Consider the following 24,987-nt stretch of genomic DNA (forward strand, 5'->3'; position numbering starts at 1 on the left):
TCATGCATTCCGCAACATCTTCAAGAAGCCTCGTTTCGGGGCCCTCACCAGCGGTCGAGCCGCTGGTCCCCTCCTTCCGGTACGGGCGGCAGGTGCCTGGGCGGTCAGGACGAGGCTGCCGTCAAGGCCCCGAGCTCGGTGTCCGACAGACGCAGGTCCTGCGCGGCCAGAAGCGCAGGCAGCTGCTCGACGGTGCGTGCGGAGGCGATCGGCGCGGTCACGGTCGGCTGCTGCCCGAGCCAGGCCAGCGCCACCGTGGCCATCTCCGCCCCGCGCGCCGCCGCGATCCGCTCCAGCGCATCGAGCACCTTCACGCCGCGTTCGGTGTCCGCGTAGCCGCCGGCGAGTCCGGGAATGTCGCGCACGTTCTCGATGCTCTTCCCAGGACGGTACTTGCCGGTGAGGAAGCCGGAGGCGAGCGCGAAGTACGGAACGCAGGCCAGCCCTCCGCGCTCCACGACATCCCGCCGCGCGCCCTCGTAGGTGTCGCGCGAGACGAGGTTGTACTGCGGCTGCAGAGCGACGTACCGGGCCATCCCTTCGCGATCGGAGAAGGCCAGCGAGGCGGAGAGCCGCTCGGGGCTGATGTTGGAGGTCGCGATGGCACGCACCTTGCCGGCCTTCACGAGGTCGTCGAGCGCGGTGATGATGTCGTCCACCGGGATGGACTCGTCCCGGTCGAAATGGGTGTAGTAGAGGTCGATGTGGTCGGTGCGCAGCCGCCGCAGGGATTCCTCGGCAGCGGCCTTGATGTTGGCGGGCGCGAGGCCCATGAACTTCGGATGGTCGCCGACCTTGGTCGCGACGACCACGTCGTCGCGGTTGCGCCGGGTGGCGAGCCAGTCGCCGATGATGCTCTCGGACTGTCCCGGCTCGTTGCCCTGCTCGGGAAAGTAGTTCATGTACGAGTCGGAGGTGTCGATGAAGTTGCCGCCTGCGGCGAGGTAGGCGTCGAGCACGGCCAACGACTGGGTCTTGTCGGCGGTCCAGCCGAAGACGTTGCCGCCCAGGCAGAGGGGGGAAACGAGGAGGTCGGACGAGCCGAGGGGGCGCAGTTCAGTCATGCCAGAACCAACGAGTGCTCGCCTGTCCGAAGTTCCGGGCTCGCCGGGAAACCGCTGTTGTACGGGTTCTGTACGGGCCGGTGGCCGTGCCCAGGGAACCGCCCACGGGGTTGAACCGTGCCCGGCGCAGTGAGGCCGACGACGGTCGCTGCCGGGTGAGGCTCGGCAGTGCACGCGGCGACGGGAAGGGGCGTGAGGGCGGCGATGCGGGATACACACGACAGGCGCACGGCGAACAGGGCGGGCGAGAGCGGACTGCCGGGCGCGTGGGCGGCGTACGGCAGACTCCTCCAGCACCTGCGCAAGCAGCGCGGGCTGAATCAGCAGGCGTTCGGCCAGGCCATCGGGTACTCGTTGGAGCAGGTCGCCTCGGTCGAGCAGGGCCGACGCCCGGCGAAGGCCGACTTCACAACGGCGGCTGACCGGGTGCTGGAGGCGCGCGGGGCCCTGGAAGCACTCCAGGACGAGGTGGATCGCGCGAAACTCCCCCGATTCTTCCGAGACTTCGCCCTCATCGAGGCGGAGGTACTGAGCCGTTTCTCCTACGACCCGCTGCTGGTACCGGGCCTGTTGCAGACGGAGGCGTACGCGCGGGCGGTGTTCGCGGGGCACTGCCCACCGCTGAACGAAGAGATCATCGATCAGCACACGGAAGCTCGGCTCAGTCGTCAGAAGCTGCTGAGCAGGGTGCCTCTCGCCGAGTTGTCGTTCGTCATCAGCGAGGAGGCGCTACGGAATCCGGTGGGCAGCGGTGAAGTCATGCGCGGACAGTGGCGCCGCCTGCTGGATCTCCGCGAGATGCGCAACGTCGAGGTACAAATCATGCCCGCCGCGCCAGGTTTCCACTCCGGCCTCAACGGCCCGTTCGTGCTGCTGGAGACGAACGAACATCGGCAGATCGGTTACATCGAGTCCCAAGAGATTGGCTGCGTGGTCCACGATCCGGCAGACGTCAGCGCCTTCGGGTTGCGGTATGGCAAGCTGCGGTCGCAGGCTCTGAACGGCAGGGAGTCCGCACGGCTCATCGAACGGCTGGTTGGAGAGACATGAGCGGGAAGCGAGTATCCGAAAGCGGGGACGAGCTGCGCTGGTTCAAGAGCAGCTACAGCGGGTCGGGCGGCGGCGACTGCGTGGAGGTGGCCGCGGGCCAGGGTGCCGTGTACGTACGGGACTCCAAGGCGGCGACCGGCCCGGCGCTGCGGCTCGGCCGCGACCAGTGGACGGCGTTCGTAGCACACGCGGTGCGGTAGCGCGGCTCGGGACGGCGGGCCGCCTTCAGGCGATCAGGAGGCGTGGCACCGCCAGGTCCTCGTGCGCGAAAAGGCGTACGAGAGCCGACGGTTCATCGGCGGAGCAGGCGGCCGCGACGTCGTCGATGAGCCGGTCGTAGTCGGGTCCCGTGGCGCCGTCGTACGCGGCCGTCATGCGGCCCCACTCGTCCCAGGGCAGCATCTCGTGCTTGCAGAGCGCGGCCAGGTCGCGCACGGCGTTGCCGCTGATCTCGGCCGGTCCCCAGGCGTCGTCCGTCCCCGGCACCCCGAACCGGTGCGGATCGACGAGGCCCTCGCGGTACTGGACCCAGGCCTCGCCACCGGTGAGGAACTCGTCCGGGCCGAGGTCCTCGGGGTGCGCCACGTAGCCGTGTCCGAGGTGTTCGATGTCCACGCGCACCCAACGGGAGTCGTCGTCCCGCCAGTACTCGGTGATCCAGTGGTCGGCGCCGCGCCCCTCCAGAAAGCACATCCCGAACCCGCACCTGGCCCGGGCAGGGACGCCCCGGAGCCGCAGAAGGGCGCAGGCGAGGGTGGCGAAGTGGCGGCAGGTGCCCACGACACGCTCTTCCGGTTTCCGCGCGAGGCGGAGCGGGGCGGGGTTGAGGGCTGTGAGCGCCGCGACCAGTGCACTCGCCGGTCGGATGTCCTTCTCTGCGAGGCGGTGCTCAGCGACGCCCAGAGCCGAGGCGTCACCGGGCTGGATGAACAGAGCCTGCACGGTGGCACAGATACCGACGGGGTCATGCGGCAGACCGTCCGCCAACGGGACCTGGCCGGGGGCGAGTCCCGTCAGCGGTCCGGCAGAGGAGTAATCGAGCTCGATGGTCACGAGCCTCATGGTAGATCCGGCCTCTTCTGCGTGTGTGCCTTCGGACCGTACTCATGCGGAGATGATGAGTACGGGCTGCGTCAGAATTCCCGGTGGCCTGTCAGGTCGAGCAGTCGGAGCTCCTCCGCCGTCAGTCGGAGCGCACCCGCCGCCACGTTGTCGGCGAGGTGTTCCGGGTCGCCCGTCCCCGGGATGACCAGCACGTGGTCGCCTTGTGCGAGGGTCCAGGCCAGGCGGATCTGGGCGTACGAGACCCCGTGCGCGCGAGCCACGGCGAGGACCTCGTCCCGCTCGACCCGGACGGCTCCGGCCTCGCCCCCTTCCCCTGCGATGGAGAAGAAAGACACGAACGCGATGCCGTGTGCTCTGCACGCCTGGAGCATCTCCTCCCCACCGGGCGTGTCGATGACGTACCGATTCTGGACGCAGACCACTGGCGCGATCTCCCGAGCCTCGGCAAGGTGTCGCGGGCTGGCGCCTGAGATGCCGAGGTGACGGACGAGACCGGCATCGCGCAGCTCGGCGAGAGCGCCGAAGTGTTCGCTGACGGATTCCTGTCCCATGACGCGCAGGTAGACCAGGTCAAGATGGTCACGGCCCAGTTGGCGCAGGTTCTCTTCGACCTGTCCGCGCAGTTGGTCGGGGCGCGCCGGAGTGGTCCACTCGCCGCCGGGATCCCGCGCCGGGCCGACTTTCGTGGCGATGACGAGGTCGTCCGGGTACGGGGACAGCGCCGTATTGATCAGTTCGTTGGCGGAACGCAGAGGCGAGAAGTAGAAGGCCGCGGTGTCGAAGTGGTTGACACCGAGCTCGACTGCGCGGCGAAGTACGGTGATCGACTGGCCACGGTCCCTCGACGCGCCTGTGCGGAAGGCGGCTCGGGCGGCCAGACGCATGGCGCCGAAACCGATCCGGTTCACGGTGAGGTCGCCGAGCCTCCACGTGCCGGCGGCTGCCGCCGCGGGAGCGTGTGACGTCATCCCCATCAACTCCGTTCGGTCGGCCTCCGCTCCCTGGGAGTTCAGGGCGCAGCGGCCCTGGAGTATGTGCAGACGGCAGACACGGAAGGAAGGTACGGAGTGCGGGGTGAATGTCACACCGTGACAGGGAATCCGGTGGACCCACTGCCAGTTGTCATAGGTGGCGCTTCCGCGCACACGGAGCGCCTTCTCATGGCCTCACGTGCCGTCCAGCGACTCGGCGCGAGTTGTGGTGGTCGGCTCGTGGACGCCTTGCCGAGCCGGGTTCGCCGTCCGGGTGCGGCCGACCAGGCAGCCCGCCCCCGCCACCGGTAGCAGCAGCACGATGAATGCCCATGCAAACGGCGGGAGTTGGCTGGCACTCGCTGCCGATACCGCGCTGAACAGGGCCGAGGCCAGGGCCAGGATCAGCGTCTGGCCGAGGTTCTGCGACGTCTGCTCACGCTGCTCGCGTAGCCCTGCCTGCCGGCCGGGGCGTGGGTGAGCGACAGCAGGGTGAGCGAGGGCGCGGCGAGCCCCATGCCCACGGCTGCGAGCGTCATCGACGAGACCGCGACGACCGCGGGCACCTCGGGGAGGGTGGCCAGCGCCGCCAACCCGACCGCAACCGCCATCACACCGGCCCCGGAGGCGACGAGCCGGTGCCGCTCCACCCGGCCCTGCAGGCGCCCCTGCGTCCAGGACGCCGCGGCCCAGGCAATCGCGGCGCCGGTGAAGGCGAGCCCCGTCACCACGCCCGGCACTCGTCGTGCCGTGGTCAGCATGAGCGGCACGAACGCTTCGAGTGTGAAGTACGCGCCCGACGTCAACGCCCGTAGCAGCACCGTGGCGGGCAGCCCGAGCCCGGCGCGCCAGGTGCGTGGTGGGAGCAGGCGCGGGGCGAGCGTCACGAGCAGCGTCAGGCCCGCCGCCGTGGCCATCGCATGCCGAAGGTCCCACGAGGAGACGCCGTACTGGGTGAGCGCCGCCGCCGCGCTCACCGCCACCGCGGACAGGAGCGGGGGCCTGCGTACGGGCCCCTCGGGCTCGGGGGCCGTCGAAGACGTTCCCGTGGGCGGCGCTTGCCCGCGCAGCAGCAGCACGGCCGCGGCGGCGGGGATCAGTGTGAGCCCCGCGAGGCCGAAGAACACGGCTCGCCAGGACAGCCACGCGGCAACGAGCCCGGCGAGCGGTGGTCCGGCGAGCGAGGGCACGATCCAGCACGCGCTCATGAGGGCCAGGGCACGGGCTCGCACGTGGTCGGGGTACGACTGGCCGATGGCCGCGTTGACGGACACCGCCACCAGTCCCGCCGCGATACCGTCCGTGAACCGCCCGAGTGCCAGCTGCCAGATGGAAGTGCTGGTGGCCGAGATGAGCAGTGTGACGACGGTCAGGGCCACCCCTGCCGTCAGCGGCCGGCGGGCACCGCCGCGGTCGGCCCAGGTCCCGCCCAGTACGCCGCCGAGCAGGCTCGCAGCGACAAAAGCCCCTGCCACCAGTGGGTACAGGGCAACCCCGTCGAGGTCCTTGGCGGCCACCGGCAGCAACGGCATCACGGCGAGCGCGGCGAACCCGGTCAGAAACATCACCGCCGCGAAGCTGGCGGTGGCGGCCAGGTAGGTGCGGGAGAACAGCCCGGGTTGCTGCTCGGTTGGGCTGCCCCCGGGACGGCGGCGGGTCACGGCAGCAAGTTATCCGCCAACTCTTCCAGGGGCCAACGGCTTTACTGCTCGCCCCGGCAGGACCGGCAAGGCCCGCGGGTCGGTGTCAGCGCGGCGCCGCGCCTGGCTGGTCCGCGATGCGGATGAGCGTCTGCTGGCCGGTCGCGACGAGCGTGGACTCGCCATCCTGTACACCGAACACTTCGAGTCGGCACACGGTCAGGGTCCGGCCCGGCTTCAGGACGGTGCCGATCGCTTCGAGGTGGTCCCCGGCGGCGGGTGCGAGGAGGTTGATCTTGTATTCGACGGTGAGGACCTCGGTGCCTTCGGGGAACAGGGTGAGCGCGGCGTAACCGCCGGCGGTGTCGGCGATGGCGCTGGTGGCGCCGGCGTGGACGTAGCCGTGCTGCTGGGACACTTCGGGCCGGTTGGGCAGGGTGATGTGGACGCGGCCCCGGGCGATGTGCGTGATGCGGGCGCCGAGGTGCCGCATCAGGCCCTGGCGGGCGAAGCTCTCGCGGATCCGGGCCTGCGTCCCGGGGCTCGCCTCGGCATGCTCGGGGCGCTCAGGCATCCGGTGTCCCTCCCGTGGCCCGGCCGCAGCGTACGGGGGCCTTCGGGCCGGGTCGATGCAGAGCCGAGGCCCAAGGGTGGCCAGGGTGCACGCGGGCGAGCAGCCCGGCCAGGGTCTTGCGCTGTGCCGGGGCCATGTGCGGGACCGTCGCCTCGAAGTCCGCTCCGTCCTTGGCGCGGGCGTGCTTGGCCTTGAAGAGCAGGACCAGCTCGGGTGCGAGGTACGGGATGCCGTCCCGGGTGTGGTGGACGATGTCACCGTAGGGAAGCCGGATGGCTTCGTCGCGTCGACAGACCCAGGTGTCGGCGTCGTGCGGCTCGCGGAACACGTCGAGCAGGTAGTTCCCGGTGGCCGGGTCGCGCAGCCACGTCTGGTGCACGGCGGCCAGTGCCTCCGGCGGGGCGCCCTCCCAGATGTGGCCACTGCCTGCCGCGTCGAAGACGTGGCCCGGGAAGCGGCGGCGGACCTCGGGGAAGCCCGCGGCCGGAACGGCGATCTCGATGTCCGCGTGCGGGCGCGTCTGCCTGCCGCGGAACAGGTCGAGCGCCCAGCCTCCGGCCACATACCAGGGCGTGCCGAGCCCGGCCAGCCGCCGCGCGACCTCGTTCGGCGTCCAGCAGGACGACCACCTCGCGTCCAGGGATCTGATCGCGTCGGGTGACAACTCAACTCCACCGCTTGGCAGTTGCTCGCTCACCGTCGGACGGCCGTTGTCCCGCGGGCCGCGGCCGAGCCGTGTGGGCCGCGGACCTCAAGGTCGGCGAGGAGGCGTGCGGTGGCGTCGGTGATCTCGGCCACCGCGCGGTCGAAGACCTCGCGGTTGTGTGCGGCGGGGGCGCGGAAGCCGGAGACCTTGCGGACGTACTGGAGCGCGGCCGCGCCGATCTCCTCTTCTGTGGCCTCCTCGGGGAGCACGGGCGGACGGAGTGTCTTGATGCTTCGGCACATGTCTCCAGTGTGCCGCGTGCGGCCCTCCCGCGGTCAGCCTTGCGCGCCCGCGGAGTCCTGCGCGCCCGCGGACTCCCGCGGGGCGCGTGTGCTGTCGCGCACGACGAGGCGTGTGCCCAGTTCGATGCGGGTCTCCGGGCCGGCCGCCGTGCCCGCGGATCCGTCCGTACGGCCGTCGGAGCCGGCGCGAGCGTCGGGCCGTGTCTGGCCGCGGTCGCCGCGCAGCCGCAGCAGCATCTGCGCCGCCTCCTCCGCCATCCGCTCCAGCGGCTGGTTGACGGTGGTGAGCGCGGGGCTCGACCACTGGGCCAGTGGTATGTCGTCGTAGCCGACCACCGACAGGTCCTGAGGCACCTGCAGGCCCAGCAGGCGTGCGGCCTCCAGCACGCCGAGTGCCTGGAGGTCGCTGCCCGCGAAGATCGCGGTGGGGCGATCGGGCGCGCGCAGCAGGTCGAGTGCGTGCTCGCGGCCCGCCGCGACATGGAAGTCGCCGTAGCGCACGAGCGCGGGGTCGGGAGCGAGGCCTGCCATGCCGAGCGCCGAGCGGAAGCCGTCGAGGCGGGCGAGGGAGCAGAGCATGTCCTCGGGGCCCGTGATCATCGCGATCCTGCGGTGGCCCAGGTCGATGAGGTGCCGGGTCGCGGCGAGGCCGCCGGCCCAGTTGGCCGAGCCGACCGAGGGTACGTCGGGCTCGGGGTCGCCCGCCGGGTCGACGATGACGAACGGGATGGCGCGCGACCAGAGCTTCTTCTTGAGCTCGTCCGGCAGTGTGGAGAAGACGAGCACGACTCCGAGGGGACGGCGGCGCAGCACGCCCTCGACCCAGTCGGCGCCCGGCGAGTGGCGGGTGCCGGTCTCGGTGAGCACCACGCTCATGCCGCCCTGCCGGGCGATGTTCTGCACGCCCCTGATCAGCTGCATCGACCAGATGCTGTCGAGCTCGTGGAAGACGATCTCGAGGAGCGGCGCCTCGGGCGGCGTCGGCGCGGAGCGCCGGTAGCCGTGTTCGTCGAGCAGTTCCTCGACCTTGACGCGCGTGGGTGCTGAGACGTCCGGCCGCCCATTGAGGACTTTCGAAACTGTCGAGAGCGACACACCGGCTTGCGTCGCGACCTGGGCCAGGGTGGTGCGGCCCGCGCTCCTGTCATCTGCCATGGCAGAAGGATAGAGCACCGCCATTCGGTAACGGTTTGATTGCGGCCATGCGCGCAGGCCTGTGCAGCTGTTGACGGCTTCGCACGCCGACTCTACGGTCCCACGCCATAGAGCTTTCGGTAATCTTGCCGACACTTTCGGAGGGGACTTCATGCGGATGTCGACGCGGAAGCGGATACCGACACGGACACCGATGCGATCCGCCCCGGCCAGGGCACGCATCACACGCACCGTCGCCTGCGGCGGCGCCGCCCTGCTGCTCGGCACGTCCCTGACCGCCTGCGGTGGTGGCGATTCGGGCTCGGGCGGCGGCTCCCAGGAGTTCCACGTCCTCGTCTACGGCGACGCGGGCAACAAGGTCGAGAAGAAGATCGTCGCGGAGTTCAACAAGACGTCGAAGGTCAAGGCGGTGCTCGACACCATCCCCGGCGCCGACTACCAGCAGAAGCTCCAGACGATCATCAACACACCGCAGGCCCCCGACGTGTTCTACAACTGGGGCGGCGGTTCCATCCGGCCGTACGTCAAGGCCGGGCTGCTCATGCCGCTGGACGACGTCTTCAAGAACGACCCGAAGATCGGCGACCACTTCCTGCCGTCCGTCTACAACACCGCGAAGATCGACGGGAAGGCCTACGGCATCCCGATGCGCGGGACGCAGCCCGTGCTGCTGTTCAGCAACAAGAAGGTGCTCGCCGACGCGGGCGTCACCGCGCCCAAGACGTGGGACGACCTGCTGGCGGACGTGAAGAAGCTCAAGGCCAAGGGCGTCACGCCCATCGCGCTCGGCGGCGGCGACAAGTGGACCACCATGATGTGGTTCGAGTACCTATACGACCGCGTCGCCGGCCCCGGCCTGTTCCAGAAGGCCGTGTCCGGGGACAAGAGCGCGTGGGCGAGCGCCGACAGCAAGAAGGCGCTGTCGATGTTCCGGCAGCTGGTGGACTCGGGCGCGTTCGGCTCCAACTACGACTCGGTGAAGTGGACGGGTGGCGGCTCGGCGCAGCTCCTCGCCTCCGGCAAGGCCGGGTTCGAGCTGATGGGGTCGTGGGAGTACTCCTCGCAGAAGGAGAGCAGCCCCGACTTCGCGGCCCACGGTCTCGGGTACACCACCTTCCCGAGCGTGCCGGGCGGCAAGGGCGACACCGCCGACCTGGTGGGCAACACCAACAACTTCTACTCCGTGATGAAGAAGACCAAGCAGCGCGCCGCCATCGCGAAGTTCCTCAAGCTCATGTACTCGGACGACTTCGTCAAGGCTCAGCTGTCGATCGGCAACCTGCCGACCACCACGAACACCGACAAGTTCCTCGACTCGACGGGTGACCCGGCGTATGCGAAGTACCAGCTGAACCTGGTGTCCAACGCCCCCTCGTTCCAGGTCTCCTGGGACCAGGCGTACCCGCCCTCGCAGATGACGGCGATCTACCAGGCCGTCCAGGAGTTCACCGACGGCAAGATCGACGCCGGCGCCTTCATCAAGGACATGCAGGCCCTGGACGCGAGCTGACGGCGGCCGGGAAGAGGACGGACGCAGGACGGAAGGCGACATGACGCCCGCACAACCCGACATGACGGCCCCCCGCCCCGGTGTGACGGCCTCACAGCCCGGCGGGACGGCCCCCCACTCGTCGCGCGGAGGCGGCGGAGGCCGCGGCCTCCGAATGGGCCTCGGTGGCCGTGGCCGGGGCGGCGGCGCCCCGCGCAGGAGCGCCGCCGCCCGCGGCACCGCGCGTCCAGGCATCGGCTGGGCGCTGCCGGCCGTGGTGTTCTTCGGCCTGTTCGCGCTGGTGCCGCTGGTGATGGTGGCGGTGCTCTCGTTCACCAACTGGAGCGGGCTCGGCTCGCCGTCCTTCGCGGGGCTCACCAACTGGACGAAGCTGTTCCACGACCCGGTGATGATCCAGAGCCTCTGGCTGAGCGTCCTGCTGACCGGGCTCGGCGTGGTGGTGCAGACCCCGCTGTCGATCCTGATCGGGGTGTGGGCGGCGGGACCGCAGCGCGGGCGTGCCGTGCTCGCGGCGGTGTTCTTCATCCCGCTGCTGCTGTCCGTCACCGCGGTGTCCGTGCTGTGGCGTGCACTGCTCGACCCCAACTTCGGCGTGCCGGCGCAGGCCCGCTGGCTCTTCGGCGACGGCAACCTGTTCGGCTCGCGCACCGGGGCCATCGGTGTGCTGGTGCTGGTGAGCGCCTGGCAGTACACGCCGCTGCACTCGCTGATCTACCAGGGGGCGACGCGCGCGATCCCCAAGGTGCTCTACCAGGCCGCCGCCGTCGACGGGGCAGGGCGGGTACGGCAGTTCTTCCACATCACACTGCCGCAGCTGCGCAACGCGATCGTCACGTCGGTGATCCTCATGGTCGTCGGGGGCCTGACGACCTTCGACTCGGTGCTCATCCTCACCCAGGGCGGCCCGGGGACCGACACGACCATCACGGCTTTCTACATGTACGAGAAGGCGTTCAAGAGCTTCGACTACGGGGCGGGCGCGGCGATCGCGCTGCTGCTCGTGGTGGTGGCGACGGCGATCTCGCTCGTGGTGGTGCGGCTGTCGGGGTACGACCGGATGACCGGCACGCAGGAGGGACTGTCATGAGTGCGGCGGTACGGCCCCCGGCCGCGGGCCCGCGTGCGGCGCGGTCCGCCAGGCGGTCCGCGCGAAGGGCGGACGCGGCGGGCAGTGTGGTCGGCAGCAGGCCCAACTACCTCGCGGGCGCCGGGGCGTTCCTGTGGCTGTGCATGGTTGGCCTGCCGGTGTACGTGATGCTCGGCGCGTCCGTGCGCACCAAGCCGGACTACACGGCGGGCGGCCCGATGTCGCTGCCTGGCACCTTCGGATTCGGCGCCTTCACCCGCGATTTCTCCAGCGGGTTCGGACGGTACTTCCTCAACACGGCGGTGGTCACCGCGAGCGTCGTGGCGATCGTGCTGCTGCTCGTGCCGCCGCTGGCGTTCGCGATCGTGCGCAACAGGGGACGGGCCACCTCCGGTGTGTTCCGGCTGTTCCTGCTCGGGCTCGCCGTGCCCGCGCAGGCCGTGATCGTGCCGATGTTCTACCTGATCAGCAAGGCTGGGCTGTACGACAACCTCATCGGTGTGATCCTGCCGACGGCCGCGTTCTGCCTGCCGGTGTGCGCGCTGATCCTCACCGGGACCATGCGGGACATCGGCGGCGAGCTGTTCGAGGCAATGGCCATCGACGGGGCCGACACCCGGCGCGTGTTCTTCCAGCTGGTGCTGCCGCTGTCGAAGGGCGGCCTCTCGACGATCGTGGTGTTCTCCGCGCTCCAGGCGTGGAACGGCTTCCTGTTCCCGCTGGTGCTCACGCAGTCGGAGAGCTCCAAGGTCCTCACCCTCGGCCTGTACAACTTCCAGACGCAGTACGGGACGGACATCCCCGCGCTGCTCGCCGCGGTGGTGCTGTCCACCGTGCCCGTCCTGCTCGTCTACCTGTTCGCCCGCAGAGCGCTCGTCCAGGGGCTCATGGGAGTCGGAGGAAAGTGAACGAGAACCTGACCCTGCCCGGCGCCTCCGAGACGCACACGGACCGGGGCTCCGGCGGTGTGTCCGAGGCGCTGCTCGCCCGCCGCGCGGCCCGGGTGGCGGAGCTGATCGCCGCCATGACCGTGGAGGAGAAGCTCGCACAGCTGTACGGGCTGTGGGCGGGCGCCTCGTCCGACGGCGCGGAAGTCGCCCCGCACCAGCACGAGATGGAGCGGCCGCCGACGCTCGACGAGCTGCTGCCCACCGGACTCGGCCAGCTGACACGGCCGTTCGGCACCGCGCCCGTCGACCCGGCGCTCGGCGCCCTGTCACTGGCCCGCACGCAGGCGCTGATCGCGAGCAGGAACCGGTTCGGCGTTCCCGCGCTGGCGCACGACGAGTGCCTGGCCGGCTTCGCCGCCTGGGGCGCGACCGCCTACCCCGTACCGCTCTCCTGGGGTGCGTCCTTCGACCCGGAACTGGTGCGGGAGATGGCGGAGTCCATCGGCCGCGACATGCGCTCCGTCGGCGTGCACCAGGGCCTCGCGCCGGTGCTCGACGTGGTGCGCGACGCACGGTGGGGCCGCGTCGAGGAGACGATCGGCGAGGACCCGTACCTGGTCGGTGTCATCGCGACGGCCTATGTGCGCGGCCTGGAGTCCGCGGGCGTCGTGGCGACGCTCAAGCACTTCGCGGGCTACTCGGCCTCCCGCGCGGGCCGCAACCTCGCGCCCGTCAGCATGGGCGCGAGGGAACGTGCGGACGTCGTCCTGCCGCCGTTCGAGATGGCGGTGCGCGAGGGCGGCGTGCGCTCCGTGATGCACGCGTACACCGACACCGACGGGGTGCCGTCCGCGGCCGACGGCGAGCTGCTGACCGGCCTCCTGCGGGACGAGTGGGGGTTCGAGGGCACGGTCGTCGCCGACTACTTCGGCGTGGAGTTCCTGCGCACCCTGCACGCGGTCGCCGCGGACGACGGCCAGGCGGCCGCGACCGCGCTCACGGCGGGCGTGGACGTCGAGCTGCCGACAGTGAAGACGTTCGGGGCTCCGCTGCGTGAAGCGGTGGAAGCGGGCCGGGTGCCCGAGGAGACGGTCGACCGCGCGCTGCGCCGCGTCCTCACGCAGAAGGCCGAACTCGGCCTGCTGGACGAGGACTGGAGCCCGGTGCCGCAGGCGCTGGCGGGCGCGGCGAACGCCGAGGGGGGAGCCGGCGGCCTGGCGGACCCGGCAGCGGTGGAGCGCCTGCGCGGGACGGTGGACCTCGACACGCCGGCCAACCAGGACATCGCCGGGCGACTCGCCGAGGAGGCGGTGGTGCTGCTGTCGAACGACGGGACGCTGCCTCTGGGCGACGACGGCCGCGCGGCCCCGTCCGCGGCCGGGCGGCCCCGGACCGAGGCGGCCGTGGTCGGCGCGGAGGCCTGTGCCGGCGCGGCGAGCGGCGCGACAAACGTCCCTGGGCAGTCGGCGGCCGCCGAGCCGCCGCTCGGCGGGCCGCAGGCCGGGCAGTCCTCCCGCGAGGGCGCGGCGGCGGGGCACCGGGCCCCGCGCCGTATCGCGGTCGTCGGCCCGCAGGCCGGGTCGCCGACCGCCGTGCTCGGCTGCTACTCGTTCCCCGTGCACATCGGGGAGCAGCATCCGGACATGCCGTTCGGCATCGAACTGCCCACCCTGCGCGAGGCGCTGGCCGCCGAATTCCCCGGCAGCGAGATCGTCGCCGCCGAGGGGTGCGGCATCGACACACCGGACACGGACGGCATCGCCGGCGCCGTGGCCGCGGCACGGGACGCCGACGTGGTGATCGCCGCGCTCGGCGACCGCGCCGGGCTGTTCGGCCGCGGCACCAGCGGCGAGGGATGCGACGCGCCCGACCTGGCGCTGCCCGGCGTGCAGCAGCGGCTGCTCGACGCCCTGCTGGACTCGGGCACGCCGGTGGTCACCGCGCTGATCGCCGGCCGCCCCTACGCGCTCGGCCGCGCGGTGGACGAGGCGGCCGCGATCGTGCAGACGTTCTTCCCCGGCCAGGAGGGCACCCGCGCGCTTGCGGGGGTGCTGTCCGGGCGCGTCGCGCCGTCGGGCCGGCTGCCGGTGAGCGTCCCGCGCCTGCCGGGCGCCCAGCCGTCCACGTACCTGGCCGCGCCGCTCGCCGCGCGCTCGACCGTGTCGAGCATCGACCCGACGCCCGCGTACCCCTTCGGCCACGGGCTCACGTACACGCACTTCACGTGGTCGGACCTGAGCGTGTCCACGGCGCGCGCGTCCACCGGGGGCGAGCTCGGCCTGGCGTTCACGATCCGCAACACGGGGGGCCGTCCCGGCACCGAGGTGGTCCAGCTCTACCTGCACGACCCTGTCGCCTCGGTCGTGCGCCCCGTCCAGCGGCTCGTGGGGTGCGTGCGGGTGACTCTGGCGCCGGACGAGCAGACCAGGGTCGGGGTGGCCGTGCCCGCGGACCTCGCGTCGTTCACCGGCTCCGACGGCCGGCGGATCGTGGAGCCCGGCGCCCTCCAGCTGCGGCTCGGCGCGTCGAGCGGGGACGTGCGGCTGAGCGCGGACGCGGAGCTTTACGGGCCCGTGCGGCAGGTGGACCACACCCGCGCGCTGCACCCGCGGTTCACCGTCGGCGGGACTGCGGGACCCGCCTGACGCGGTGACAGGGGCCGGGCGACTCGGTGACGGGAGCCGGGCGGCGCGGCGACGGAGCCGGGCGGGGCGGGGCGGGCCGGGCGGCGTGGTGGCGCTGTCCGACCCGTACCGCTCCCGATCGGATACGGAAGCGCAACGCGCACGGCACGCACAAGAGTTGTCGGCTTCGCGTAGATCCGGACAACAGGGCGCGGGAGGGGTAAGGCTTCTGGTACGGATGACGTAGTCAGCGAGCCGGGTCCCCGAGGAGACCGCATGGCCACCAGCCGAGGAGTCGACGTATCCGCGTACCAGGGCGTCCAGGACTGGGCCGCCCGCAAGGCCGAAGGCGTCGTCTTCGCGTTCGCCAAGGCGAGCGAGGGTCAGACCACGCACGACGCCCGGTTCGCCACGCACATCGGCGGCATCAAGAGGGCGGGGCTCGTGCCCGGCGCCTACCACTTCGCCTGGCCCAACCAGTCGGCGGCGAAAGAGGCGGCCAACTACGTCGCCGTCGTCAAACCGCACGCGGGCAAGGGGTTCTGCCACTGGCTCGACCTGGAGCGCTACCCCGACGGCCGCAACTACACGGGCAGGTCCGCCGCGCAGATCAAGGCATACGCGACGGAGTGGCTGGCCGCCGTGCGCCGTGCCTTCCCCGGGCAGCGGGTCGGCGTCTACACGTCCGGCTCCGACCTCGCCGCAGGACACGTGCCGGCGGACGTACCGCTGTGGTACCCCGCGTACACGTGGGGCTCGACGGCCGTCTCGTACGCGAAGGCGGAAGCGGCGGCGCGGCCGCGGCCGTCCGGGCGCTCGCCGCTGGTCTGGCAGTTCACCAGCACGCCCATCGACCGCTCCCTGTGCTACCTGTCCGCGACCGCCCTGCGCGCCTGGGCCGCGGGCGCCGACGCCCCGGAGGACGACATGCCCCAGTACGTCAATCTCGCCCTGGCCAGGCCTTACACCATCGCCCCCGGGCAGGACTGGGACGCCATCGAGTTCACCAAGGAGTGGACGGACGAGACCGGCGACCACTCGGAGGGCGGCAGCGTCTTCGTCCGCGGCAAGGCACGCTTCACGGGCACGGTCAGCCTCGTACTCGAAGGCGCGCCGGCCGGGGCCCAGATCCAGGTGCGCCAGTCGGAGGTGGACGCGAAGGGCACGTACGTGCTCGACCACCCGATCGCGGAGATCATCGCGACCGAGGGGAACACCTACGCGACGGTGCCGATCACCAACCACCTCCCGGCGGGGCACGGCATGCGCATCCGCGTGAAGGCCTTCCAGCCCACGCCGCTGAAGGTGGCGGCCGCGGTGGTGAAGGCACTGGTCTGGAAGGGCTGACGTGACGGCGGAAACACGCCTCGTGGCCGTACCGTCCCTCACGGACACGCCGTTTGCCCTAGATTGACCGTCATGATCCGCGCAGTAGTCCTCGACATCGGCGAGACGCTCGTCCGAGACGACCGGTACTGGGCCTCATGGGCCGACTGGTTGCAAGTCCCACGGCACACCGTCTCCGCGCTCGTGGGCGCCGTCGTCGCGCAGGGCAGGGACCACGCGGACGCGCTGCGGCTGATCAGCCCGGGGATCGACGTGGGCGCCTCGTACGCCGCCCGTGACGCGGCGGGCCGCGGCGAGCACCTCGACGAGAGCGACCTCTACCCTGACGTGCGCCCGGCGCTCGGCGAGTTGCAGGCCCGCGGCCTGCGCGTCGTCGTCGCGGGCAACCAGACGGTACGCGCGGGCGAACTGCTGCGCGGCCTCGACCTGCCCGCCGACCTGGTCGCCACGTCGGGCGACTGGGGCGTCGCCAAGCCGGACCCGGAGTTCTTCCACCGCGTCCAGCGCGCGGCCGAGGCCGAGGAGGACGAGATCGTCTACGTGGGCGACCACCCGGCGAACGACATCCTCCCCGCCCGGGCGGCGGGGTTGCACACGGCCCACCTCAGGCGCGGCCCCTGGGGCCACTTCTGGGCCGACGACCCGACGGTGCTGGACGCGGCGGACTGGTCGGTCGACAGCCTCACCCAGCTCGTGGCCGCGGTCACGGCGGTCGCGGCCTGACGGTTCAGGCGGTGGCAGCGGCCTCCCGGTAGCGCCTGGCGGCGAGCGCCGGCTCGGCGGTTTCCATACGGGCCGGCCCCCATATCCGGAGCAGGAGGCGTGGTTTACGGCAGGGGCACCAGCTCTCGCCGGTACCAGTCGCCGGGCTTGCCGCCGAGCTCCGACGGCTCGGCCGGGCCGACCCGGACGAACCCGGCCTTGAGCAGCACCCGCTGGGACCCGACGTTGTGGTGCGAGGCCGCCGCCCGCAGGGTGCGCAGCCCGTGCCGGACCGCCGCCAGGCGGCACAGCTCGCGTACGGTCCCCGTAGCCACCCCGCGACCGGCGACGCGCCGCGCGACCCGGTAGCCGAGCACGGCGACGCCGTCCTCCAGGTCGTACAGGTTGAACCGGCCGAGCACCGAACCGTCCTCGTCGAGCAGCACGTGGAAGACGCAGACACCGGCGTCCTGCTCAGCCAGCAAGGCCTTGAACCGGTCGCCGAACTGCTCGAAGTACGCGTCGCCGCGATCGGTGACCGAGGCGGCGAAGTACGCGCGGTTCGCGAGCTCGAAGGCCAGTACGGCCTGCTCGTCGTCGGCATGGAGTCGTCTCAGCTCGGGCACCGTCCGACCGTACCGGGCAGGCGCCTCGCGGACACGCGGGTTTCCACCCGGCCCGCGTCAGGCCGGCGAGGTGACCGCCCCGCCGGGATGCCGGCCGAGGTGCCTGGCGAAGAAGCGGACCGCGCTGTCCGCCTCGAACCTGGGCAGTTCCTTGTGCCTGCCGGCGTTCGCGTGCAGCGTCTTCTCCGCCGAGGCGAAGGCGTCGAACAGAGCGAGACCGGCCTCGCGGGGGATGTGCTCGTCGTCCCATTGCAGGTCGAACTCGACCGGGACGGTGATCCGCCTCGCATGCCGGCCAGGGCGTCGGGCCAGTGCTGCCCGAAGACCGCGGCCGTGATCCTGGGCTCGGCTGCGACCAGCGGCACTCCGATCGCGGTGGGTCGCCTGCCACTCGGGCACGGCGAGCCTCGCGAGGTGGGTGTTGTACCGGACGACGATGGGCCCGACCGGCTCGCCCGCCGCCCGTGCCTCGTACAGCGAGGCGATCTCCCGCTCGTCGTGGGCGGAGCGTGGCCGGTCGCAGTGGCCCGGGGCGTCGATGACGGCGACGTGGAAGCCGCAGCCGGCCACCAGGCGCTGCGCACGGCCGAGCATGGCCGGGTGCTTCTTGTGGTTGCCGCCGCCGTGCCCCATCAGGACGAGCGGCGCGCGACCGGCGCCGGAGGCAGGCGACCGGAGAACGCCGGGGACGTCGCCCACGGTGAAGTCGCGCTCGGTCATTCCGTTCGAACCGTTCAAGGACGGCGGGCCGGTGAATCGCGGTGCATGCATGGCTGTTCGTATCCGCGTCCGTGACGTCAATGGCGTCGATCGCCGGCCGCGGCCGATCGCAAGCTATCAGCCGGGCCGCGAGGCCGCCCGTCATTTGTGCCGCATCCAGACGTTGGGCTCGCGGTACGTGCCCTGGTCGGCGGACCGATCAACGGTGAGCAGGCTCAGGCCGTCCGGGATCACGTAGTCGCCCGACTCGGGGAACACCATGCCGGTCCAGCCCTCCCACTCGGCGACCGTGCCGGTCATCGTCTGGGAGACGGGCGCCGCCGCGAGGAGCTCGGCGCCGAGACGCTGATGCGTCCGTATCCACGGGTCGAGGGACATGCCGTCCTCGCGCTTCCACGCCATGAACGTCTCGATGGGGGCCAGCGGGTACCGGGCCTTCGTGGTCGGCCGGACCGGCGCGAGGACCCGCGCGAGCCCGGCCTCGCCGGCGGCCCTGCGCAGAGCGGTGATGACCTCGCCGGCGAGCCCGCGCCCCTTGAGCGACGGCGTGACGATCGCGGCGCACACCACCAGGGTGTCGGCCTCCACGCCCTGTTCCCGGCCCTCGACGGCCCGCACGAGCGACTGCGTGTACCCCGTGGGCAGGTCCTCCTCGGTACCGTCCCACCGGATCGGCACGCCCCATCCCCCCGCGACCGGCACGTTGTTCTCGTCGATCAGCATGAGGTCCAGCTCGGCGAAGTACTCCTGCACCCTGCCCAGGTAGTCGCTCACGAGCCGGTCGGCGACGATGAACTGCGGGAAGCCCTCGCTGAAGAGCTCCTTCATCTGCTCATCGGGCCAGGTGCGGGCGTCGGTCCGTTCGATCTTCAGTGCCATGGCCCGTTCATAGCAGAGGAAACCGCCCGACGGGCGAGGTCGGTGCTGTCGTGCGACTTCAGAAGGTAGAAACCGACGGACTGGGCCTTGTCCTGGGCTGCCTGAAGCCCCATGCCGACGAACTTGGGGACGGCCGTGCGGTCATCGGGCGGCTCCGCGGCAGGCCTGGCGGTGACCGTCTCGGTGGTCGTGACGGTCGGCACGGACGCGGGCTTCGCGTCCGCCGTCGTTCTCGTCGTCGCACTACCGCCACCGCCCGATGTTCCGACGGCGACGCCGACGAAGAACAGGGCCACGGCCCCAGGGATGACGAACCGTTTGAGGGTCCGGCCAGGGCGCCGGCCGTAGTCCCGCTGCTGCTCCGGCTCCGCCGTCGGCGGTTACTGCTGGTCGTCCCAGTTCACGTGAACCCCCAAGGTCTGTGGCGGAGTGACCGTAGCGCCCCCGGCGCGCACATCTGGCGGACCCGCCCTGGTTCGCCTCCCGGCTCACCCGGTTCTTCCAGGCCCAGGCAGTGTCCGCAGGCCCTTGCGACATTGATTGACAACGGGGGGTTGACACGGCAACCCCCCGTTGTCATTCTGTCGGCATGGCAGACACCAAGGACCTCTCCGCGCATCAGCCGACCCTCAGCCGCATAAAGGAGATGCGCGAGCAAGCACTCCACCATGCCCGCCTGGCTCAGGAGTGCGCAGCAAAGCGGCGTGAGTTGATGCAGGGCCTCATCGACGAGGGCGTATCACGGGTCGACATCGCCCGCGAGCTCGGCGTGACGCGTCAGGCCATTCAGAAGATGCTGGCTTGCTGAGGAGCCACGCCCGACACCCCGCCCCAGGTGAGTGCGCAATCGCCCAGCTCAAGACCTGGCACACCACGCGCAGATGACATGTTGCACGCCGGCGACGCCGAGCCCAGTTCTGCTGGAACCCGGCTCACCCGCAAGGGGCGCCTGCGAGCGGCAGGGAAAGTTCAAGGCCCAGGTCTCCGGTCTCGTACCGGGTGACCTGGGCCTTGACGTGCCTTCGCGGCGGTGGGCGCGGACGGTTTCGAACCGCCGACATCTGCCTTGTAAGGGCAGCGCTCTACCCCTGAGCTACGCGCCCGTCAGTGAAAGCACAGCGTACATGGCGCGCGGGCCCGGGCGGCAAACCCGTGGCGTGGTGGGGGTGGGCGGGGGATAGCCCTACCCCGTGGACGGTGGTCGGCCGGATCGGCACGGCGCGCGTGTGCTTCTACGGTGGCTGTACCGCACGCCGCCGAACCGCAGGCCGAACCTCAAGGGGACCGATCACCGTGACCACCGCACGCGCACGCCGCCGTATCCGCGCCGCACTCGCCGTCTGCGGCGCTGTCGCCGTCGCGGCGACCGTCAGCGGGTGCGGCGACGACGGGGACGGCGGGCCCGTGCAGAAGCACACCTTCGCCTTCTCCGGGAAGAAGCTCACCATCAAGGCCGACGACTCCGGGGTGCAGGTCGTGCCCGGGGACGTCAAGGGCGTCCATGTGAAGCGGCAGGTCCACGGGTGGGTGGTGTTCGGGCACGGGCCCGACGCGACGTGGCGCCTCGACGGGCACACGCTGACCCTCGACGTGAAGTGCTCGGGCTTCGCCGCCGACTGCGGGGCGCGGCAGTCGGTGACCGTGCCGCGCGACGTGGCCGTCACCGTGGAGAGCCGCAACGGCAAGGTCAAGGCGTCCGGCTTCGCCACTCCCCTGTCCCTGCGCACCGACAACGGGAGCGCGGAGGCACGGAACAGCTCAGGTCCCGTGACGCTGCGCTCGCGCAACGGTTCCGTGGCCGCGTACGGGATCTCCGGCAAGAAGGTGACGGCGAGCTCCGACAACGGGAGGATCCAGCTCGGATTCTCGGCCGTGCCCGACCATGTCGACGCCACCAGCCGGAACGGGTCCGTCCGGATCGATCTGCCCGCCGGGCACACGGCGTACGCGGTCGACGCCACCGTGCGCAACGGCAGCACGCGCATCGGCGTCCCGCGCGACGGCTCCAGCACGCACACGGTGAAGGCGCACTCCGACAACGGGGGGATCTCCGTGCGCGCTGCCGACTGAACGACCCGTGTGTTCGTCCCTGCCGGGTGGGACAATGTACCGGCAGGGCGAAACCGGCACGGGAGAGGCATGTGACACACGCGCGTCCGCACTCTGGGGACTCCGGAGACTCTGGGGCGAGGATGAGCGGGGCCGGTGCGCGCCGCGCCGGTTCCTGGCGCCGTGGCGCGGGGCTGCTCGCGGCCGTGTTCGTGCCCGTCCTGCTGCCCCTGCCCCTCCTCGTCGCGGCGCTGCCCGCCGCCTTCGCGAGCGGTGGCGGCGGCGGTGGCGGACGGCGCTGGTTCGGCGGCGGGCGCGGCAGCGAGAACCAGCGCGCCGCCGCGCAGGCCGCGAAGGACGCGGCGGCCGAGGCCTTCTACGAGCTGGACACCGCCCAGCGTGACCTGCGGCTGTCCATCGAGACCATCGGCGCCGTGGACAGCACACCGCGCGCACGCAAGGCCCTCGACGGCTTCGCCACGCTGGGCCGCCGCATCGACGAGGCGAGCTCCATCTACATCACGGCGGTCGACGCGCACGACCTGGACCGCCACGATCTCGACATCGCCACGGCGACCCGCGCCCACAACGAGCTGACGAAGGCGAAGGACGAACTGGTCCGGGTCAAGGGCGAGCTCGACCGGTTCGCGCAGGGCCTCGGCTCGCTGCTCGACAGCGCCGAGACGCAGCTCGCGCGGCTCGCTCCCGCCGTCGAGCGCGCCAAGCAGGCGTTGCTCGCCGCGAGCAACGCCCTCGACACGGTGCGTGGCTCGGGGCTGCGGGCCGACGACCTCGCCGCGCGGCTCGCGAAGCTCTCCCCCGAGCTGACCCGTCTCAACGAGGGCGCGGGCAGGCACGGCGTCAGCGAGACGCTGCAGCGGGCCGACCGCGTGCTGCGCGAGGCCGAGGCCGTGCGGTCGGAGGCCGAGCGGCTGCCCGAGCGCGCGAAGGAGATCGATCGCCGCCTGGTGTCGCTGCGCACGCGCGCCCAGGCGCTCGCCAACCGCGCGGGGGCGGTCGAGCCGGTACTCAGCGAGCTGCGTCGCCGTTTCTCCGCCGCGTGCTGGCAGGACCTCCAGCCGGTGCCCGCGCAGGCCGGCGAGAGCGTCCGGCAGGCGGAGACCAAGCTCAAGGAGGCGGCGAAGGCCCGCGAGGAGCAGCGCTGGCCGGACGCGACGGCCCTGCTGAGCACCGTGCGCGCTCTGCTGAACGACACGGACGAAGCGGTGTCCGCGGCCGGGGACCGCCTGCAGCGGCTGAACGCGGTGCAGAAGGACCCGCAGCAGGAGGTCGACCGCACGCGCTTCGCGGTCCGCGACGCCCAGCGGCTGGCGATGGCGGGGCGGGCCACGCCCGATCCCCGGCACGCACGTCCGCTGGACGAGGCGGTCGGGCGCGTGGATCGCGCGCTGGCGGGCCTGGAGGGGCGGCACCCCGACTACTGGCACTTCCTGACGGAGATGGAGGCCGTGCGCGCGACGGCCTCGCACGTGGTCAACGAGATCCGCGAGGAACGGGCGGGCAACCGGGCGCCGCGCCGCTGAGCCCGGGGCGGGACGAGCGGCGTCGCCCACGTGCCGACGGCGTACCGGATACGCTCGTGCCATGCCTCGTTACGAGTACCGCTGCCGCGCCTGTGGCGCCACGTTCGAACTCCGGCGCCCGATGGCGCAGTCCAACGCCCCGGCACCCTGCCCCGCCGGACACGGCGACACCGTCAAGCTGCTGTCGACCGTCTCCGTGGGCGGCTCGGCGCAGGGCGGCGACGCGCCCGCCGCCGGTGGCGGCGGTGGCTGCTGCGGCGGTGCCTGCGGCTGCGGCGGCTGAGCCGTAGCGCGGAGGCGGGGCGGGCACACGGGCGGACGTCAGGGCGTGCGGGCGCGCAGGCGTCAGGACGTGCGGGCGCGTGTCAGAGCGTGCCCAGCCGGCGCACCGCCTCCTCAAGCAGCGTCGCGCTTGTCGCGAAGTTGAGCCGTGCCCAGCCGGGAGCGCCGTAATATCCGCCGTCCGTGAGCCGCACCCGCGCGTGCCCCTCCACGTGGTCGGCGGCCGTGGCGCCGTCCGGCAGCAGCGGCCGCAGGTCGAGCCATGACAGGTAGGTGGCGGCGGGCGGCACGTAGCCCGCGGCAGGACCGCCCACGGCCGGTACGTGCTCGGCGAGGAGGCGGGTCAGCAGGTCGCGGTTGGACCGCAGGTACGCGCGCAGGCCGGCGAGCCATGCGTCGCCCTGCGCGAAGGCGGCCTGCCCGGCGAGCACCCCGAGCAGCGAGATCCTGAACGGGAGCAGTTCCGGCAGGCCGCTGAATGCCTCGGCCGCCCGGCCGGTGACCGGCAGCATGAGGGCGCACTTGAGGCCCGGCACGTTGTACGCCTTGGACGCCGATGTCAGCACGACGGACCGGGCGCCGTCGCCCTGCGGCACGGTCGCGTACGGGACGAAGGCACGGTCGTCGAGGACCAGGGGCGCCCAGATCTCGTCCGCGATGACGGCCGCGCCGTGCTCCGCCGCCGCCGCGGCGACCTCCGTGAGCTCCGCACGGCCGGCGAGGTGCCCGGTCGGGTTGTGCGGATTGCACAGGAGCATGGCGGTGGCCCCGTCGGCGAACGCCCGGCGCAGCCCTTCGACGTCCCTGCGCACACCGTCCGGGGTGCGCAGCAGGGGCACGGGGACGAGCGTGCGGCCCGCCTCCTGCAAGGCCCGGAAGTACGGGCCGTACGCGGGCGTGTCGACGATCACCCGGTCACCGGGCGCGGTCAGCACGCGCAGCGCCTCCACCACGCCGACCATGATCTCGGAGACGGGCACGAACGCGTCCGGGTCGGGCCGCCACCCCCAGTGCCGGTCCGCGAACGCCGCGAAGGCGGCCGGGAGTTCGAGCGCGTCGGGCGGCGCGTAGCCGAAGTCGCCGACGGCGACCGCGCGGGTCAGGGCTTCGGCGACGGGCGGGGCGGGGTCGTAGTCGGTCTCGGCGACGGACAGCGAAATCACGTCGTCCGGGACGCCGAGCCACTTGGTGTGGTGCCTGCTGCGCAGCACGCCGAGGTCGACGGCGTCGAAGGATGTGCTCGCCGTGCGGGTCATGGGCGACTCCCTTGTTGCGTACCCGAGATGGTTCTTCCGGGCATCGACGCAGGACGGCGGTTCACCCGCCCGCCGCGGCACGGGGCACGGGGCGCGCGCCGCGCGCGACACTGCCAAGCGCACAACACCGTAGACATGCCCGACCGGGTTTCCAAACGATATGCCGCACGTCACAGCGGCATACGGCCGCCGGACGCGGTCGGGCCGGACGCGGTCAGGAACGCGCGGAGGATCTCCTCGCCCGCCAGGACGCCCGCCGTCGCGAGCGCGGTCACCCCGGGCGCCGTCCAGCCGGCTTCGGCGAGTTCGCCGTGGCCTGGGCGCCAGGCCAGGTCGGCCGCGGCGAGCAGGTCGGCGTCCAGCACGGAGTCGCCCGCGGCGAGCGTGAGGGACGCGTCCGCACGCCGTGCGACCTCGGCGAGAGCCGCGCTCTTCGTGAGCGGCCCCGGCACCGCGTACACCTTGCGGCCCTGGAGGGACACCGTCCAGCCGCGCTCGGCCGCCCAGCCGGACAGCTCCTCGACCCAGCCGGCCGGCAGCCGCGCCCTGTCGACGACCAGGTAGGCGAACAGGTCTTCCGCCACGCGCTCCTTGAGCAGCCACCGCCCGTCCGCCGCCGCGAGCAGATGCTCGCGCACCTCGCCGAGGGGAGCGCACTCCTCCCCCAGGCGTTTCGCGACGAGCGCCCGCCAGTCCTCGTCGGGCACGCCGTCCACCAGGAGGTGCCCGCCGTTGGCGCAGATCGCGAACCGCGGTGGCGGGCAGGGCAGCCGGATGCGCGCGTACTGCTCGCGTGTGCGGGTCGTGGTGGGCACGAAGACCGCGGCGCGGGCGAGCGCGTCGAGGAGGCGTGCGGCGGTCTCGGTGAGGTACGACAGCGGTCTGCCCTCGTAGACCTCCACGCACAGCAGGCGGGGCGCGTCGGCGTCGGCGCCCGTCAGCTGGAGGGCGGCCGCGGAGTAGACGAGCGTGCGGTCCAGGTCGCTGGCGACCACCGCGGGGCG

The 24,987-nt window shown here is 72.0% G+C and carries 24 protein-coding genes, 1 tRNA gene and 2 pseudogenes; 12 read left to right on the top strand and 15 right to left on the bottom strand.

What is annotated here, in order from left to right:
• Window positions 1–104: 104 nt before the first annotated feature.
• On the bottom strand, window positions 105–1,064 hold the full coding sequence (locus tag IH48_RS0127350; protein ID WP_030910212.1) for an aldo/keto reductase: 960 nt from the start codon (window positions 1,062–1,064) through the stop codon (window positions 105–107).
• Between the two features lie 204 nt (window positions 1,065–1,268).
• Here IH48_RS0127350 and IH48_RS0127355 point away from each other — a divergent pair, with 204 nt between their 5' ends.
• Window positions 1,269–2,114 carry a helix-turn-helix domain-containing protein gene (locus IH48_RS0127355; RefSeq protein WP_030910215.1) on the top strand — a complete coding sequence of 282 codons (846 nt, stop codon included), beginning with the start codon at window positions 1,269–1,271 and terminating at the stop codon, window positions 2,112–2,114.
• Window positions 2,111–2,314, top strand: a complete 204-nt coding sequence (locus tag IH48_RS0127360) for a DUF397 domain-containing protein (RefSeq protein ID WP_030910218.1) — start codon at window positions 2,111–2,113, stop codon at window positions 2,312–2,314. The genes IH48_RS0127355 and IH48_RS0127360 overlap by 4 nt, the downstream gene beginning before the upstream one ends.
• A 25-nt stretch (window positions 2,315–2,339) precedes the next feature.
• Here the strand turns inward: IH48_RS0127360 and IH48_RS0127365 are convergent, their stop codons facing one another.
• The 7 genes and pseudogenes from IH48_RS0127365 to IH48_RS0127395 form a co-directional block, all read right to left on the bottom strand.
• Window positions 2,340–3,167, bottom strand: coding sequence for a transglutaminase-like domain-containing protein (locus IH48_RS0127365; RefSeq protein WP_030910220.1), 828 nt, complete (start codon window positions 3,165–3,167; stop codon window positions 2,340–2,342).
• Between the two features lie 80 nt (window positions 3,168–3,247).
• Window positions 3,248–4,147: an aldo/keto reductase gene (locus tag IH48_RS0127370; RefSeq protein WP_030910223.1), complete on the bottom strand. Its 900-nt coding sequence runs from the start codon at window positions 4,145–4,147 to the stop codon at window positions 3,248–3,250.
• Between the two features lie 198 nt (window positions 4,148–4,345).
• Window positions 4,346–5,715, bottom strand: a pseudogene (locus tag IH48_RS33655) (MFS transporter).
• 181 nt (window positions 5,716–5,896) lie between these two features.
• Window positions 5,897–6,364 carry a PaaI family thioesterase gene (locus IH48_RS0127380; RefSeq protein ID WP_030910226.1) on the bottom strand — a complete coding sequence of 156 codons (468 nt, stop codon included), beginning with the start codon at window positions 6,362–6,364 and terminating at the stop codon, window positions 5,897–5,899.
• A complete protein-coding gene (locus IH48_RS0127385; RefSeq protein WP_051840663.1) occupies window positions 6,357–7,061 on the bottom strand; it encodes a nucleotidyltransferase domain-containing protein in 705 nt (234 codons plus the stop codon). Before IH48_RS0127385 ends, IH48_RS0127380 begins: the two co-directional genes overlap by 8 nt.
• A complete protein-coding gene (locus IH48_RS0127390) occupies window positions 7,058–7,312 on the bottom strand; it encodes a DUF2277 domain-containing protein (RefSeq protein WP_030910231.1) in 255 nt (84 codons plus the stop codon). The genes IH48_RS0127385 and IH48_RS0127390 overlap by 4 nt, the downstream gene beginning before the upstream one ends.
• A 33-nt stretch (window positions 7,313–7,345) precedes the next feature.
• Window positions 7,346–8,467, bottom strand: coding sequence for a LacI family DNA-binding transcriptional regulator (locus IH48_RS0127395; protein ID WP_030910234.1), 1,122 nt, complete (start codon window positions 8,465–8,467; stop codon window positions 7,346–7,348).
• Window positions 8,468–8,660: 193 nt separating this feature from the next.
• On the opposite strand from IH48_RS0127395, the gene IH48_RS0127400 reads away from it, so the two are divergent.
• From IH48_RS0127400 to IH48_RS0127430, 6 genes are all read left to right on the top strand, one after another.
• Complete coding sequence (locus IH48_RS0127400; RefSeq protein ID WP_030910237.1) at window positions 8,661–9,977, top strand: ABC transporter substrate-binding protein; 1,317 nt, start codon at window positions 8,661–8,663, stop codon at window positions 9,975–9,977.
• Between the two features lie 154 nt (window positions 9,978–10,131).
• Window positions 10,132–11,064 (top strand): carbohydrate ABC transporter permease, encoded by a 933-nt coding sequence (locus IH48_RS0127405; protein ID WP_030910240.1) that lies wholly within the window; start codon window positions 10,132–10,134, stop codon window positions 11,062–11,064.
• Window positions 11,065–11,207: 143 nt separating this feature from the next.
• Window positions 11,208–11,972, top strand: a complete 765-nt coding sequence (locus IH48_RS0127410) for a carbohydrate ABC transporter permease (RefSeq protein WP_051840756.1) — start codon at window positions 11,208–11,210, stop codon at window positions 11,970–11,972.
• 59 nt (window positions 11,973–12,031) lie between these two features.
• Window positions 12,032–14,599 (top strand): beta-glucosidase, encoded by a 2,568-nt coding sequence (locus IH48_RS37175; RefSeq protein ID WP_420705552.1) that lies wholly within the window; start codon window positions 12,032–12,034, stop codon window positions 14,597–14,599.
• A gap of 255 nt (window positions 14,600–14,854) precedes the next feature.
• The gene (locus IH48_RS35325) at window positions 14,855–15,925 is read left to right on the top strand and encodes a glycoside hydrolase family 25 protein (protein ID WP_078850074.1); all 1,071 of its coding nucleotides are present in this window, start codon (window positions 14,855–14,857) and stop codon (window positions 15,923–15,925) included.
• Between the two features lie 72 nt (window positions 15,926–15,997).
• On the top strand, window positions 15,998–16,648 hold the full coding sequence (locus tag IH48_RS0127430) for an HAD family hydrolase (RefSeq protein WP_030910251.1): 651 nt from the start codon (window positions 15,998–16,000) through the stop codon (window positions 16,646–16,648).
• A 104-nt stretch (window positions 16,649–16,752) separates the two neighbouring features.
• Here the strand turns inward: IH48_RS0127430 and IH48_RS0127435 are convergent, their stop codons facing one another.
• From IH48_RS0127435 to IH48_RS33665, 4 genes and pseudogenes are all read right to left on the bottom strand, one after another.
• Window positions 16,753–17,253 (bottom strand): GNAT family N-acetyltransferase, encoded by a 501-nt coding sequence (locus tag IH48_RS0127435; RefSeq protein WP_030910254.1) that lies wholly within the window; start codon window positions 17,251–17,253, stop codon window positions 16,753–16,755.
• Window positions 17,254–17,310: 57 nt separating this feature from the next.
• Window positions 17,311–18,024 (bottom strand): annotated as a pseudogene (locus tag IH48_RS33660) (alpha/beta hydrolase).
• Between the two features lie 90 nt (window positions 18,025–18,114).
• Entirely contained in the window at window positions 18,115–18,852 is a 738-nt protein-coding gene (locus IH48_RS0127445; protein ID WP_030910257.1) for a hypothetical protein, read from the bottom strand.
• Window positions 18,843–19,148 (bottom strand): hypothetical protein, encoded by a 306-nt coding sequence (locus IH48_RS33665; protein WP_030910259.1) that lies wholly within the window; start codon window positions 19,146–19,148, stop codon window positions 18,843–18,845. Before IH48_RS33665 ends, IH48_RS0127445 begins: the two co-directional genes overlap by 10 nt.
• Before the next feature lie 293 nt (window positions 19,149–19,441).
• Here IH48_RS33665 and IH48_RS0127455 point away from each other — a divergent pair, with 293 nt between their 5' ends.
• Window positions 19,442–19,660: a hypothetical protein gene (locus IH48_RS0127455; RefSeq protein WP_030910262.1), complete on the top strand. Its 219-nt coding sequence runs from the start codon at window positions 19,442–19,444 to the stop codon at window positions 19,658–19,660.
• Window positions 19,661–19,883: 223 nt separating this feature from the next.
• On the opposite strand, the gene IH48_RS0127460 is transcribed toward IH48_RS0127455, so the two are convergent.
• Window positions 19,884–19,955, bottom strand: a tRNA-Val gene (locus tag IH48_RS0127460).
• 190 nt (window positions 19,956–20,145) lie between these two features.
• Between IH48_RS0127460 and IH48_RS0127465 the strand changes: the two genes are divergently transcribed.
• The 3 genes from IH48_RS0127465 (at window position 20,146) to IH48_RS0127475 (ending at window position 22,728) form a co-directional block, all read left to right on the top strand.
• A complete protein-coding gene (locus tag IH48_RS0127465; protein WP_234434400.1) occupies window positions 20,146–20,922 on the top strand; it encodes a DUF4097 family beta strand repeat-containing protein in 777 nt (258 codons plus the stop codon).
• A gap of 122 nt (window positions 20,923–21,044) precedes the next feature.
• Window positions 21,045–22,445 (top strand): hypothetical protein, encoded by a 1,401-nt coding sequence (locus tag IH48_RS0127470; RefSeq protein ID WP_051840667.1) that lies wholly within the window; start codon window positions 21,045–21,047, stop codon window positions 22,443–22,445.
• Window positions 22,446–22,506: 61 nt separating this feature from the next.
• Window positions 22,507–22,728: an FmdB family zinc ribbon protein gene (locus IH48_RS0127475; RefSeq protein ID WP_030910271.1), complete on the top strand. Its 222-nt coding sequence runs from the start codon at window positions 22,507–22,509 to the stop codon at window positions 22,726–22,728.
• 82 nt (window positions 22,729–22,810) lie between these two features.
• On the opposite strand, the gene IH48_RS0127480 is transcribed toward IH48_RS0127475, so the two are convergent.
• The gene (locus tag IH48_RS0127480; protein WP_030910274.1) at window positions 22,811–23,983 is read right to left on the bottom strand and encodes a MalY/PatB family protein; all 1,173 of its coding nucleotides are present in this window, start codon (window positions 23,981–23,983) and stop codon (window positions 22,811–22,813) included.
• Window positions 23,984–24,153: 170 nt separating this feature from the next.
• Complete coding sequence (locus IH48_RS0127485) at window positions 24,154–24,978, bottom strand: hypothetical protein (RefSeq protein ID WP_030910277.1); 825 nt, start codon at window positions 24,976–24,978, stop codon at window positions 24,154–24,156.
• Window positions 24,979–24,987: the final 9 nt, after the last annotated feature.

This window comes from Streptomyces sp. NRRL F-5126 (genome assembly GCF_000721265.1).
In the GTDB taxonomy this organism is placed as follows: domain Bacteria; phylum Actinomycetota; class Actinomycetes; order Streptomycetales; family Streptomycetaceae; genus Streptomyces.